This is a genomic window from Lactococcus sp. S47 (assembly GCF_016517475.1).
Classification (GTDB): domain Bacteria; phylum Bacillota; class Bacilli; order Lactobacillales; family Streptococcaceae; genus Lactococcus; species Lactococcus lactis.
Genome location: NZ_JACVUB010000012.1, coordinates 1 through 13,501, shown reverse-complemented (window position 1 = coordinate 13,501; position 13,501 = coordinate 1). Strand labels below are relative to the sequence as shown.

Genomic DNA, 13,501 nt, shown 5'->3' with positions numbered 1-13,501 from the left:
TTGCGCTTTAACTATTCCACTTCGCAAGCAAAGGCTTCCCAAGCTTTTAATTTAATCTGAGAAAGTTCAGGCAGGAAATTTTCATTGTGAATCAATAAGTCACGACAGACGAATCCTGTTTTAAATTGATTTTCTTCATCAGATAAATTGGCAACGACCAAATATTTCTTGCCCTTATAAGTCCGCAAATATGCAAAAACATCAGCCTCAGAATCAATCAACTTGAAGTCCCCATAAATGACCCAATCATGTTGTTTACGAAGTTCAATCAACTTTTGATAAGTATAAAAAACAGAATCAGGATCACTCATGGCTTGGTCAGCATTAATTTCTTCATGATTAGAATTGACAGCGAGCCAAGGTTTTCCATCAGTAAAACCTGCATTTTCTCCAGCCGTCCATTGCATCGGTGTTCTTGCATTATCACGACCAACACGACGAATTGAATCCATGATTTCATTTTCAGAATGACCAGCAGCTAAGCGTTCAGCAAACATATTCCGTGACTCGATATCATTGACTTCTTCAATTGATTCAAAAGGATAATTCGTCATTCCAAGCTCTTCACCTTGATAAATATAAGGCGTTCCTTTCATCAAATGCAATAAAATCGCAAAAGCTTTAGCTGATTTCAAACGATATTTTCCATCATTTCCCCAATTTGAGACAATCCGTGGTAAATCATGATTATTCCAAAAAAGTGAATTCCAACCTTTTTCTAAAACTTGCCATTTGGCTAAAATTTCTTTAAGTTTTGAAACTGAAAATTCCTTTTTATCCCATTTTTCGCCCTCATCAAGATAAGCATTTGTGATGTGTTCAAATTGGAAAACCATTGATAATTCTTGACGTTCAGGATCAGAATAAAGTTCCGCAATCTCTGGTGTTGCTCCCCAAGTTTCACCCACAGTCAGCAAATTTTTCTGACCAAAAGTTGCGTGATTCATTTCATGCAAATACTCATGTAATTTAGGCCCATTTCCTGTGATTTCTTGGTCAATTTCTTTCCCAATCAAGTCAATCACATCCATGCGAAAACCGCCGATTCCCTTATCAATCCAGAAATTCATCATGTCATAAACTTCTTGATGAACCTGAGGATTTCCCCAGTTTAAGTCTGGCTGACGCTTGCTAAAAAGATGAAGGAAATATTGGCCCGATTCCTCATCAAATTCCCAAGCAGAACCAGAAAAGGTAGATTGCAAACCATTGGGTTCATCAGCCCAAATATAATAATCACGATAAGCATTATCTTTTGATTTTCTAGCTTCCACAAACCACTTATGTTCATCAGAAGTATGATTAACTACCAAATCCATAACAATTTGAATGTTTCGCTTTTTAGCTTCCTTGAGCAATTCATCCATATCCGCCATCGTTCCAAAAACATCAGCAATTGCTTGATAATCAGAAATATCATAACCATTATCATCCATTGGCGATTGATAAACTGGACTCAACCAAATTGCACCAATCCCAAGTTTTTCAAGATAATCTAATTTAGAGATAATTCCTTGCAAATCACCAACACCATCACCATTAGCATCCATAAAAGAACGCGGATAAATCTGATAAACGACTGTTTTTTGCCACCAATTTTCTTTCATATTAATTACTCCATTAAGATGTGAGTTCATTCTCCTATTTTCCTAGGATATAGGAGAATGAACTCAATTAAAATTTTACTGACAGCTTTATAAGTTAATCCCGTCAGTAAAATACTCACTAAACCAAAGATTCTGTCAGCAATTTTTACTGACAAAACTATCAGCAAAGCCGATAGTTTCTTTATTTACCGATTCAACGACTCCCTCGGTCACAGTGAACTGACAGAATCCATTTTCTATTTATAGATTACAAAACCATATTGTAAAATATTATTTTGATCAACCAAATTAGAGAAAACCACTTCATCAGCTGAAAAATAAGCCGGTTTTTCGCCAATATTGAAAATAGCTTTCAAAGTTCCACGTTCAAATTTCACAATGCCATTTTCTGAATCTACGATTTTCCATTCTACTTCTGAATCACTTAAAATTCCTTGATATTGTTTGCGTAAAGCAATCAGATTTTTAAAGAATTCAAACATCTCTAAATCTTGATCTTTTTCTTCCCAAGGCATCACCTTACGACACTCAGGGTCCATCCCACCTGTCACCGCATACTCATCTCCATAATAAATACAAGGCACACCTGGTTGCATGAAGGTGAACGTTTCAACCAATTTCATCAAATTTTTATTATTTTTTGCAACAGTCAAAATTCTGGGTGTATCATGAGAATCTAAAACATTAAACATCATTTGATTCACTTGCTTACGGTATAATGTCAGTTGCGTATTAATATTAGAAACCATTTGTTCCAAAGAAATCTTCTTCGTAATCAAACCATCTTTAATCGCATCAGTATAAGCATAGTTCATAACGGCAGAAAACTCATCACCAACTAACCAAGGTTGTGCAGAATGCCAAACCTCACCTAAAATATAAAAATCATCTTTTGCCGCATCACAAGTTGTGCGGAATTTTTTCCAGAAAGTATGATCCACTTCATCCGCCACATCCAAACGCCAAGCATCAATATCAAACTCAGAAATCCAATAATCAGCTACTTTCAAAAGATAAGCTTCAACCTCTGGGTTAGCCGTATTCAGTTTTGGCATGTGTGGAGTAAAGGCAAAAGTATCATAAGTTGCATTTTCAGCATTTTCAAAATCATCAGTCGGAGTATAAGTTGCTGGCCAACTATTAACATGGAACCAATCCGCAAATTTTGATTTTTCTTGATTTTTCAATACATCTTGCCATTGAGCAGACGTATCTCCGATGTGATTAAAGACCGCATCTAACATGACTTTAATACCACGCGCATGTGCTTCTTTCACCAAAGTTTTAAACAATTCCTTATCCCCAAATTGCTTATCAATTTCCATATAATCTTCTGTATCATATTTATGATTAGAAAAAGCTTGGAAAATAGGAGTAAAGTAAATGCCGTTCACACCGAGTTCAGTCAAATGTTCCAAATGATCAATCACCCCTTGCAAATCTCCCCCATAAAAATCTTGACGGTCGGGAACATCTTGTGGATTCCAAGCTTTCGTTCCCTCAGGGTCATTGCTCTTATCCCCATTGGCAAAACGTTCAGGGAAAATTTGATACCAAACCGTTTCTTTGACCCATTCAGGTGCTTTAAAACGATCACTTTCATGGAAATAAGGCAAACGGAAAGCCCCATATTTTTTAGTCACCAAGCTCTCATCATAATCAAACATTCCTTGGTCTGTGTAAACTACTTTTTCTCCATCCAAACCTGTAATGACAAATAAGTAATCTACTCGTTTCGTTGCAACAGTAATTTCGGCCTCAAAATAATCGCTAATATTAGTAGAAAGATACTTTTTCATCTCTACTTTTTGACTAGCCCAATACTGTGTTTCGGGGTTATCAAGCCCTTCCCACGAATAAGGATCGCCATAAAATAATTCGACTTTTTCCACATCAGATTTTTGTGTTTGCAGACGAACATGCATCAGATTCTTTGCATAAAGATAAGCAAATTCCGACTCAGGACGATGATAAATTGCAGCTTTGTTCATAATAGAACCTCCAAATTTTTTTGATGGCTGTACTGTCTTAAACTATTTTCAATTAATCTCAAGGACAGCGAAAAGCACCTTTTCCGTCGCTTTTCTATAGTGTCATTTCCACCACATCTGGAGAAGATAAATCTCACATTAATCATATTTTATCATAACGCTTTCATCGACGCAACCGTTTGCGATAATTTTCGTATATTATTTTTTAAAACATTTATTTTTCATTCTAAAGAATACGCTGAAAAGTCGGTATAAACCAATTTCTAAGTAATCAAAATGTAATATTTTTTTCCTTGACAAAAAGCAAACGGTTGCGTAAAATGAGGAGTGTATAAAATAAACCGTTTTCATTAGGAGGAAACACAAAATGAAATCATGGAAAAAAGTTGCTCTTGGTGGAGCATCTGTACTCGCCCTCGCAACCCTCGCAGCTTGCGGTTCATCAGCAAGTTCTAACAAATCATCATCTTCTTCTAGCTCAAACAATGTAAAAGGTAATGTTACCTTGTGGGTTGACCCAGCTAATGTTGATAGCTACAAAACACTAGTAACTGGCTTTGAAAAAAAATATCCTGATGTTAAAGTAAAAGTCAATCAATCTCCAACAGGTTCTGCAAATGCCAAAACTGACGTTGGTAAAGACCCAGCAAAAGCAGCGGATGTCTTCAAAGTTCCTAATGACCAACTTGGTGCCATGGCTGAAGCAGGTTACATTAACCCTCTTTCTCCTGATGCAACAAAATGGGTAGACAAAAATGACATTTCTGTTGCTGGAGAAGCTGTTTCTTGGAAAGGTAAATATTATGCCTATCCTCAAGACCAACAATCAAATATCATCTTCTATAACAAAGCTAAATTCTCTGAAGCACCAACTAGTTGGACTCAATTTACACAAGATAAAGCAATCGGTACAGACTTTACAAACTCTTATAACTGGTATCCAGCCTTCCTTTCAAACGGTACAGTATTGTTTGGTAAAGATGGTGAAACTTTAGACGGTACTGACGTTGCCGGAGATGCTGGACTTCAAGTCTTGAATTGGTTTGCAAAACAAAAATCTAACACAGGTGTTGTCCAATCAGGTCAAGCATTGCTAGCTGATTTAAAATCAGGTAAAACAGCTGCTGTCCTCGATGGACCTTGGGATGCAAGTAATGTTAAGAAAATTCTTGGCGACAATTACGGTGTTACCACACTTCCAACAATTGATTTCGGCTCTGGCGAAAAGAAAATGCAAGCTTTCTCTGGTGTAGGTACACTTGCTGTTAACTCTGCTTCTAAAAATCAAGTCGCTGCATCTTCTCTCGCTCAATATCTTTCTAATGCTGACTCACAAAAAGAACTTTATAAAGATAATAATGCAATCCCAGTTGCTAAAAGTTTGCAAACTGATTCAGATATTACCGCAGACCCAGCTGCCCAAGCTGTTATCAAACAAGTGCCTGAAGATACTTTGATGCCTAAAATGCCTGAAATGGCCACATTCTGGAATTTAGCTGCTCCTTTGATTAATAATACATACCTTGGCAAGACTCCTGCTTCACAATATGACAGTCAACTTAAAACTTTCCAAGATTCTATCTCTAAAGCAACTAAATAATTCATTAGTACTCTTTTAAAGAGGTTGGGCACAGCCTAATCTCTTTATTTATTAGAAAAGGACAAAGTTATATGTTCAGAAAAAAAACTTCTTTACCACCTGAAGCCACTTATAAAGAAGTCTGGTCTAAAGGGGATATTTTTGCAAAACTGAGTTTTTTTGTGATGGGACTCTTTCAATTAAAAAATAAACAATGGCTAAAAGGGCTTCTCCTTCTTGCCAGTGAAGTCATTATTATTTGGTGGTTACTCTTTTCAGGCTTTAAAGCTATCAGTATGCTTGGAACTCTTGGTACAGTAAAAACTAAAAAAGTTGTCTGGGATGCTTCTGAGGGAGTATATAATACTCTTTTACCTGATAATTCTATGCTCTACCTTCTATTTGGTGTTTTTGCAATAGTAGCAATTGGTTTACTTATATTTTTATATATCGTTCATCTTAGATCTCTTCGTCACCTCTATGCACTTAATCGTGACATTAAGCATATTCCAACAACGCTGGAAGATTTATCTTCACTATTAGATGATAAACTTTACATTACATTAATGGTTCTTCCACTTCTTGGAATTTTAGCTTTCACTGTTGCTCCGTTAATCTTTATGATTACCTTAGCCTTTACAAACTATGATACTCAACATTTAATTGGTTTTTCATGGACTGGATTATCTACATTTGCTCAAGTTTTCCAAGGGGACTACGGAAAAGCCTTTTTCCCACTATTAATTTGGACCATTATTTGGGCTGTAGCTGCAACTTTAACAACATTCCTTGGTGGTGTTCTATTAGCCTTGCTAATAGAATCCAATGGAGTTAAATTTAAAGGTTTTTGGAGAACTATATTTGTTGTAGTGTTTGCCGTTCCTCAATTTGTTTCTTTGCTTTTAATGGGAATGTTCTTAGACGACCATGGACCTATTAATAGCGTTTTACAAAATGCCCACTGGATTAAAGGGCCAATTCAATTTTTATCTGACCCAATCTTGGCTAAAATTTCAGTTATTGGTGTAAACATGTGGATTGGTATTCCAGTAACAATGTTAGTTTCAACTGCTATCATTCAAAATTTATCGCAAGATCAAATTGAAGCAGCAAAAATTGATGGAGCTAACACTTTCCAAGTGTTTAAATCAATTACATTCCCACAAATATTATTTGTTTTGACCCCAACATTGATCCAACAATTTATTGGTAATTTCAATAATTTCAACGTTATTTATCTTCTTACAGGAGGTGGACCAAATACAGACAATAACTTGGCAAATGCTCAAGCAGGAACAACCGATTTATTAATTACTTGGCTCTATAAACTTACTACACAATCTACAAGAAATTACGCTCTTGCTTCTGCTATTGGTATCATAATATTTGTTATCACAGCAACTGCATCACTCGCTCTATATCGTAGAACTAATGCATTTAAGGAGGGCTAATTAGTGAAATCTTATAAAACTCAGAGAAAACTTTCTCTAACATTCCGTTACCTTTTATTAGTTATCTTAGCTCTCCTTTGGATATTCCCCGTCATATGGATGATTTTAACAAGTTTTGCTAAGAATAATAATACAGGTTTCGTTCAATCTTTATTTCCACAAAACTGGACTTTGGAAAATTATATAGGTATCTTTAATAATTCTCAATATCCTTATGCGCATTGGCTTTTAAATACTTTTATTTTAGCAGTAATATGTGCGGTGGCGAATACTTTTATCACAACAATTATGTCGTACGCACTTTCACGTTTACGTTTTAAATTCAGAAAACCATTTTTACAATTCGCATTAATTATTGGCATGTTCCCAGGAATCATGGGAATGATTGCAATGTATTCAATTCTTAAATCTATTAATATGCTTAATATTTGGGGAATGGCACTGGTCTATGTAGGTGGTTCTGGATTAGGTTTCTACGTGTTCAAGGGTTTCTTAGATACCATCCCTCGCTCTATTGACGAAGCCGCAACAATTGACGGTGCAACTCGCTGGCAAACTTTTATTCATATTACACTTCCTCTTTCTCGTCCAATGATTGTATATACATCTTTAATGGCATTCATCGGACCATGGCTTGATTTCATGTTCTCAAGTTACATCTTAGGTGGTGGAGATCCCAAAATTCGTACAGTGGCCTATGGATTGCAAAATATGATGACAAATTCAAAAGGTTCAAGTGCTACAAACCTCTATCAGTTTATCGCAGGTAGTGTACTGATTGCAGTACCTATTACAATCTTATTCATAGTTATGCAAAAATTCTACGTCAATGGAATCACGGCTGGTGCAGATAAAGGATAAAAAAGTAAATATTTCATTAACAAGATAAAAAGGGCACTGATAATAATAATTATCAGCGCCCTTTTTTATCTCTTCTTTATATTCTAATTATATTCATAAATAAAAATTTTATATGCTATAATTAAGCCGTAATGTCACCAAAATTGGAGTATATAAATTTATGAAAAAATTTTTTATTATCATCTTTGCTATTTTTTCTATTGGAATTTTAAGCAGCTGTAAAACTTCAAGTAAAGATAGCGTTAAAACTAATACTAATCCTCACCAAGCTATTCAAGGGGAGTGGATTTCGTATTCTGAAAGTAAAATCAATCTTCCGAAAACAACGAGTGCTGCAGATGCACATAAACTGTTAGATTTAACCGCATCTACCAGTGAAAAAATCAAGTTTGATAAGAAAAAAGTCACACTTGCTACTAATGAATACGACTATAAGCTAGGTCGACAAATTATTATTGGTTCATACAGTTATGATTATAAGTTAGAACATGGTCAGGATATTTTAAAATTTGATACGACGAGTTCAGATATTGGTGGAAATGTTTATTATCGAGTAGGAAGTAAGCTTGAAAAAGAAAAGACCAAAGAAATTAACGACAAAGAAGCCAAAGAGAAAAAATCAGTGACTCATTTGAATGAAGTTTGGAAAGCAAAAACAGACATCATTGAAAAATCACTCAAGGAAGCAATGATTGGAACATGGTCAGGCCACTTTAAGGCAGTAGCAACTACTGGGCAAGGTGTGGCTTGGGCGCCCGGAATGCAAACATTAACTTTCGATGGTGGAACTAATCTTTCATTTCACGCCTCTTCTGATTCTTTGACAAATTTTGACCAGAAAGTAATTCACAACGCTTATGCTTCTTATCAACCTAATGGAATTTTAGGATTAGAACCTTCAGATCATATTCCAGTAGATTCTAAGAAACTTTTAAATATCATTAAAGACCTCACCGCCGAACAAATGTTTAGCCGTATTAAATATATTGCTTTTTCCTATGATGTAACAACTGATACTGGCACGATTTCTCAAAGCTTTTCCCCTTCCGAACTTTCATATAAGAACGGAAAGTTATCATTTGATACTGCCTTACTCATCACACAATGTGGTGATGAAGGAGTTCAAATTTCTGGAAATGTTTCTAAAACGGAGTAAAAATTGAAAAATAAAATTATCGTAGTAGCTATACTAATAACAACTTTTTTCTCTCTTTCAGCATGTAGTAAACTAACAAAGTCAGAAAGTACACTAATAAAGGGTCAGTGGGAACTATTACAAGAACCCACACAAGTAACAAGTAATCTCAAATTATTAGATTTTCCCAATAAGAGTACTTCTATCGTTAATTTCACTAAAGAAAAAAATTATCAATTTAATGAAAAGAAACATGAATTAAGTTATCTCAACTCCTACAAATATCAAACATCTTTTGATATTTCGGGAAACATTTTGACACTAAGCAATAAAAAGCAAAAGATGATCTACTATCGGAAAAATTCCGTTCAGTATAAAAAAGCAATAACTTCAATTAAAAATAACATGACTTCAGTTAATGAAGCATGGAAAGCTCAAAATCAATCTTTTTTAAAGGATTTTGAAGAGGCTATTGCAGGAAACTGGTCGAATGCCAAAGGAAATGCCCAAGTTAATTTAAATCATGATTCTCCGGATCCTGATGCAACTCTAACCATCTCCACACCTAAATTTCTCTTCTTTGATATTTCCTTTACTGGAGGTGCTCGGGATAAAACGATGTCGGTCAACTTTAAAGACAAAAATATCTCTGATGCTGCAATAAAACTTTCATATTCCGATTTTGACACTCTTTTAGGTCTTGGATGGAGTGCCTCAGAAAATTTAAACGAAACAAAAGAAAAAATAAAAAAATTAACTTTCAGAGATTTATTTATGGACTTGGAAGAAGTGACCTTAGCATATAGCATTCCCGACTCAACATTAAGTCAAGAGATTACTTCTTCTGCCTATAGAGCTACAGTTTCATCAAATATCACTCATTTTGATGAGTGCACTATCACAACAAGAGACAGCTCCACAGATCACGAATTTAAAGCTTATTTAAGCCCCGTAGAAACCACAAATTAATATGAACCTATTTTCCCTGAAACTACTTCTAATCCCTATTCTAGTTTTATCACCACTTGCCTTATTGTTAATTGAAAAATTAACTAAAAAAAAATATATTACCGCTAAAAATATCTCAGAAGACGTAATTAAGGCTGATGAGATTGAAGCTCTTGTTTTAGCTGTTCTTAGCTCATGGAATCAGTCAAAACTATATCAAAACAGTCAATTTTACAGTAAAAATTTACTAAAAAAACAGGGCAAACATATTGTTCACAATGATATGTATGGAAAAAAAGAATCCATTTTTGATATTCAGATTGAAGGAATAAACAACCTACACCAATTCAAGAATAAAATTACTGTGGAAATTTCCCTTAAAGCGAAATATTCTCTATCTTTTGATGAAAATGATAGCCTTATGTACCTTATCACCTCAAGGTCAATGTCCAGATATAATAAAATGCTAAAAGATCCCCTGCCTGATAGACAAACATATCAAAAAGACGTACAAAAGTGGGAATTTGTTATTGAAGAAAATCTCTTTAAAGTGAATAAATTCTCATCAAATCTGAAATAAAAAAAGCCCTCTTAAGAATGGCTCTTTTTATTTTAGAAAAGTGAAAGAACATCTGAATAGTGAGTAGCAATCATATAAAAACTCACAGCAGCTATTGACCAAGCCCAGACGATGTGTCCAAAAAATTCTGAAAAGTGTTCTGAAAAAGGTTGTTTCCAAGGTTGTGGTACCGTTCTAGTAATAGGCATTAACAGAATATGCCATAAAAACCAGATAATAATACCGTAAAGAGCCCCCTCGCCTAAGCTTATACCACTCCATATTTGTGATAAGACAACAAAAATAAATGAAAAAACAATTGAAAAACTGAAATGAAGAATCAAGGCAAACCAATACACTTTTTGGTCTTTAGAATACAAAAAGTAAGCATGAGTAATTTTTTGGGGAAAGCCAATTTGTTGCATAAGTTTTTGAGGAGGGTTTGTTTCATCTCGCTCTTTTGTACGAGGAGGAAGAATGGCTTCCCAACCAATTTTTACCATTCCAGAAATTAGTCCAGAAACAATACCAATCCATAAGCAAGGCAATAAAATTCCCAAAAACCAATCCAACGATATATTTTTTACCATTTCAAAATCTCCTTATAATATATAAAATAAAAACTACTCTTATTTTATAAAAAATTTATTATAAAGTGTATTGAATTGTTTGCTCATTCTAAAGGAAAGATTTATTATCATTAAAGCGAAAGCCAACTTCCACGTTGACCTCTTTCAATAAATTGTTGCGACAACTGAAGATAAAACCTCACAACTTCACTAGATAATTCCTGTTTTCTAGCAAGAGGCGCTAGAGAATGTTGAAGATCGTTGATTACCTTCGGAGTATAATTTCCCTTTTCTAAATTATTCTTACTCTTCACTAAAACTTCACGTTCTTTGCTATTCAATGTTTTACTAAGAATTAAATCATAAAGTTCTTCTAAGATTTCTGCTTCACTCGCTTTTTTGACCATTTGTTCACTCCTTTAACCTTTCAGATAGCTTATTTTATAATTTTCTGATAATATAGTCAATTTCTTCCGAATCTATTTTATTTATTTCTAAATCTTTAGTCAATACTCTCTCTAGTATTTTAGTCATTTTTAAATTAGAATAGATATATAAATAGATTTTGTGTCAAAAAAATCTATAATACTTTATCAAAAAATATTCATTAACCTCTAAATAAGAAAGATGATATCAATGGATCAAAAAACTAAAATTATAAATTTCACCGCTCGTACTTTTCGTGTTTTAGTAGCAGTTGTCTTTGGATATACCATTTATGATTTATTTTTCAGAGAGTTATTAACTCGTAAGATTCACATTTTTTTATATATTGTCACCTGGCTAATTTTGTCCTATCTGATTATCCCCAATATCACAAAAATCATCACAAAAATTTATCTACCGGAATACTTTATTGGAAGGTCCAGAACTTCTGATGGTGTATTAGGTGATTCGGTAAATTTATTAATTGACGGTTCAAAAGAAGATATAGAAGCTGCTTTTTTAAGAATGGGTTGGACAAAATCAGATAAAATTACTTTAAGGTCCTCTCTCAAAATTATAAAATCAAGCTTATTACATCAAAGCTATCCCACTGCACCCGTTAGCTCTCTCTTTTTATTTTCTAAAAAACAAGACCTCGCCTTTGAAAAAGAAATTGCTGGCAGTCCTAAACAAAGGCATCATATCAGATTATGGGAAACTCCACAAGATTATTACCTCCCTGGGGGAGTAAAGTCTGATTGGGTCTGTGCCGCTTCTTTAGATATTGGTATTAGATTTTCTTTATTTACAGGACAAATTACTCATCGTATTGATGAGAATATAGATGAAGAAAGAAATCTTATCGCAAATGAACTCATCGAGCATGGATTAGTTGAAGAAAGGAAGCTATATACTCATTTCACAAATCCTTATCGAAGTAGAAATGGTGGGGGAGATAAGATATCTACAGATGGTTCTTTAGTTTATTTGAAACTTAAATGAATTTTTCTCATATATCATTACTTAACATAAAATAAAAGAAGAATCTAAATAAGATTCTTCTTTTATTTTATGCACTCTACTAGTTTTACAGCGACTAAATATTTTTTAAAATTATTAAAATTTCGCAAAATAATCAATATTTCCATTTTAAGAAACGTTTTAGTTGACTGACCGTCATCAATAAGCTACTCTAAAGATAATAATAACAAGAAGGAGTTAGCCCATATGAATAAGAAAACCCTTATCTCGTCACTACTAATCACCCTTGCTTTTCTATTTTTAAATGTACAAAAGGTCAGCGCAGCTATCGATTATAATCTTTTTAATTACAATTATCCGGTAAGTGCCTATTATCCTAAATCCTCAGATAAAGCCAATGTTATGGGCAGAATAATCAAAATAAATAATGTTAGAAATGATTATTCAGTTTCCATTCCAATGGATGTTTCTCAAAATTCAGAAGGAAAGCTCAACTATTTTGGGTTGACAACTTCTACAAATGCCTATTTTACACATGATTCTGGAAACTCAATCACTAATGCAGGTTCTCTCACTGGTCCAAATACTTTGGTTGGGCCCGGACTTCAAAATCCTGTCAAATTACCAATTCCCAGTAGCACGATAACTATTGATGGGCAAACTTACTATTTTAACTACTATGTTGTTCAGGTGGTCACAGAAAAAGTGATTAGTCCAATCAATGAGGTTCAAGGAAATAATTATGCTCTGCAACCTTTAGACACTTTACCAGCAAATGCCAACTTCGCTTGGGCATATTATTCTGATAGCCCTGGTGCTATCATTCATTATAAAACGGAAGATGGTACAGAATTATTAACTTCGCCAACTCTTATTGGTGAATCAGGGGATACTATTCCCTCAGAAGTAAGAGATTTCACGGGATATACTCTAGTATCTGTTCCCGAAGAAGATAGTTTTAAAAAAGCACAATTAACTAACTTGACCTATGTTTATAGGAAAAATCCAGTAGCTGCTGCTACTGTAACCGTTAAATATATTGATACGCAAGGAAATTATATTTCAGATTCTATCCCACTTTCAGGTAATGTCGACCAAGAATACACTACTGAACAAAAAATTATTTCGGGCTACACTTTTAAAGAAGTTCAAGGAAATAAAAGTGGACTATTTTCAACTACTCCTCAAACCGTTACCTATATCTATACTAAAAATCCAATCGAAATAAAAACTGGATCAGTAACTATTAAGTATGTTGATACAAACGGAAATTCCATTTCTGATGTAATTACAAAATCTGGAAATGTAGGGTCTTCTTTTGATAGTGAACAAAAACTTATTTTGGGCTACACTTTTAAAGAAGTTCAAGGAAATAAAAGTGGACTATTTTCAAC

Annotated in this window: 12 protein-coding genes; 8 read left to right on the top strand and 4 right to left on the bottom strand. The window is 34.1% G+C overall.

All coding sequences use genetic code 11. From position 1 onward, the window contains the following. Positions 1-11: 11 nt before the first annotated feature. Positions 12-1,607 carry an alpha-glucosidase gene (locus IAE52_RS10645; RefSeq protein WP_162551498.1) on the bottom strand — a complete coding sequence of 532 codons (1,596 nt, stop codon included), beginning with the start codon at positions 1,605-1,607 and terminating at the stop codon, positions 12-14. Between the two features lie 236 nt (positions 1,608-1,843). After that, positions 1,844-3,598: a glycoside hydrolase family 13 protein gene (locus tag IAE52_RS10640; RefSeq protein ID WP_098393329.1), complete on the bottom strand. Its 1,755-nt coding sequence runs from the start codon at positions 3,596-3,598 to the stop codon at positions 1,844-1,846. Positions 3,599-3,965: 367 nt separating this feature from the next. Between IAE52_RS10640 and IAE52_RS10635 the strand changes: the two genes are divergently transcribed. The 6 genes from IAE52_RS10635 to IAE52_RS10610 all read left to right on the top strand — a co-directional run bounded on the left by IAE52_RS10635 (position 3,966) and on the right by IAE52_RS10610 (position 10,152). Then, a complete protein-coding gene (locus IAE52_RS10635; RefSeq protein WP_003130374.1) occupies positions 3,966-5,198 on the top strand; it encodes an extracellular solute-binding protein in 1,233 nt (410 codons plus the stop codon). 71 nt (positions 5,199-5,269) lie between these two features. Next, positions 5,270-6,628: a carbohydrate ABC transporter permease gene (locus IAE52_RS10630; protein ID WP_109991107.1), complete on the top strand. Its 1,359-nt coding sequence runs from the start codon at positions 5,270-5,272 to the stop codon at positions 6,626-6,628. Between the two features lie 3 nt (positions 6,629-6,631). Beyond that, complete coding sequence (locus IAE52_RS10625) at positions 6,632-7,489, top strand: sugar ABC transporter permease (protein WP_003130377.1); 858 nt, start codon at positions 6,632-6,634, stop codon at positions 7,487-7,489. A 160-nt stretch (positions 7,490-7,649) separates the two neighbouring features. After that, positions 7,650-8,645 carry a hypothetical protein gene (locus IAE52_RS10620; RefSeq protein ID WP_109991108.1) on the top strand — a complete coding sequence of 332 codons (996 nt, stop codon included), beginning with the start codon at positions 7,650-7,652 and terminating at the stop codon, positions 8,643-8,645. 3 nt (positions 8,646-8,648) lie between these two features. Next, positions 8,649-9,593 (top strand): hypothetical protein, encoded by a 945-nt coding sequence (locus IAE52_RS10615; RefSeq protein ID WP_109991109.1) that lies wholly within the window; start codon positions 8,649-8,651, stop codon positions 9,591-9,593. A 64-nt stretch (positions 9,594-9,657) separates the two neighbouring features. Continuing rightward, positions 9,658-10,152 (top strand): hypothetical protein, encoded by a 495-nt coding sequence (locus IAE52_RS10610; protein WP_233610989.1) that lies wholly within the window; start codon positions 9,658-9,660, stop codon positions 10,150-10,152. A 32-nt stretch (positions 10,153-10,184) separates the two neighbouring features. Here the strand turns inward: IAE52_RS10610 and IAE52_RS10605 are convergent, their stop codons facing one another. Together IAE52_RS10605 and IAE52_RS10600 are read right to left on the bottom strand one after the other, a co-directional pair. Further along, positions 10,185-10,721, bottom strand: coding sequence for a YagU family protein (locus tag IAE52_RS10605; protein ID WP_012898278.1), 537 nt, complete (start codon positions 10,719-10,721; stop codon positions 10,185-10,187). 110 nt (positions 10,722-10,831) lie between these two features. Beyond that, entirely contained in the window at positions 10,832-11,107 is a 276-nt protein-coding gene (locus IAE52_RS10600) for a bacteriocin immunity protein (protein ID WP_003130384.1), read from the bottom strand. Positions 11,108-11,327: 220 nt separating this feature from the next. Here IAE52_RS10600 and IAE52_RS10595 point away from each other — a divergent pair, with 220 nt between their 5' ends. After that, positions 11,328-12,128, top strand: a complete 801-nt coding sequence (locus tag IAE52_RS10595; protein WP_058206290.1) for an LssY C-terminal domain-containing protein — start codon at positions 11,328-11,330, stop codon at positions 12,126-12,128. 225 nt (positions 12,129-12,353) lie between these two features. After that, on the top strand, positions 12,354-13,501 hold a 1,148-nt coding region (locus IAE52_RS10590; RefSeq protein ID WP_200136789.1), incomplete at its 3' end, for a MucBP domain-containing protein.

Bases quoted from the DNA above. Each gene is read 5' to 3' on its own strand.
- IAE52_RS10645 (WP_162551498.1), bottom strand. From the start codon at position 1,607: ATGAAAGAAAATTGGTGGCAAAAAACAGTCGTTTATCAGATTTATCCG.
- IAE52_RS10640 (WP_098393329.1), bottom strand. From the start codon at position 3,598: ATGAACAAAGCTGCAATTTATCATCGTCCTGAGTCGGAATTTGCTTAT.
- IAE52_RS10635 (WP_003130374.1), top strand. From the start codon at position 3,966: ATGAAATCATGGAAAAAAGTTGCTCTTGGTGGAGCATCTGTACTCGCC.
- IAE52_RS10630 (WP_109991107.1), top strand. From the start codon at position 5,270: ATGTTCAGAAAAAAAACTTCTTTACCACCTGAAGCCACTTATAAAGAA.
- IAE52_RS10620 (WP_109991108.1), top strand. From the start codon at position 7,650: ATGAAAAAATTTTTTATTATCATCTTTGCTATTTTTTCTATTGGAATT.
- IAE52_RS10605 (WP_012898278.1), bottom strand. From the start codon at position 10,721: ATGGTAAAAAATATATCGTTGGATTGGTTTTTGGGAATTTTATTGCCT.
- IAE52_RS10600 (WP_003130384.1), bottom strand. From the start codon at position 11,107: ATGGTCAAAAAAGCGAGTGAAGCAGAAATCTTAGAAGAACTTTATGAT.
- IAE52_RS10595 (WP_058206290.1), top strand. From the start codon at position 11,328: ATGATATCAATGGATCAAAAAACTAAAATTATAAATTTCACCGCTCGT.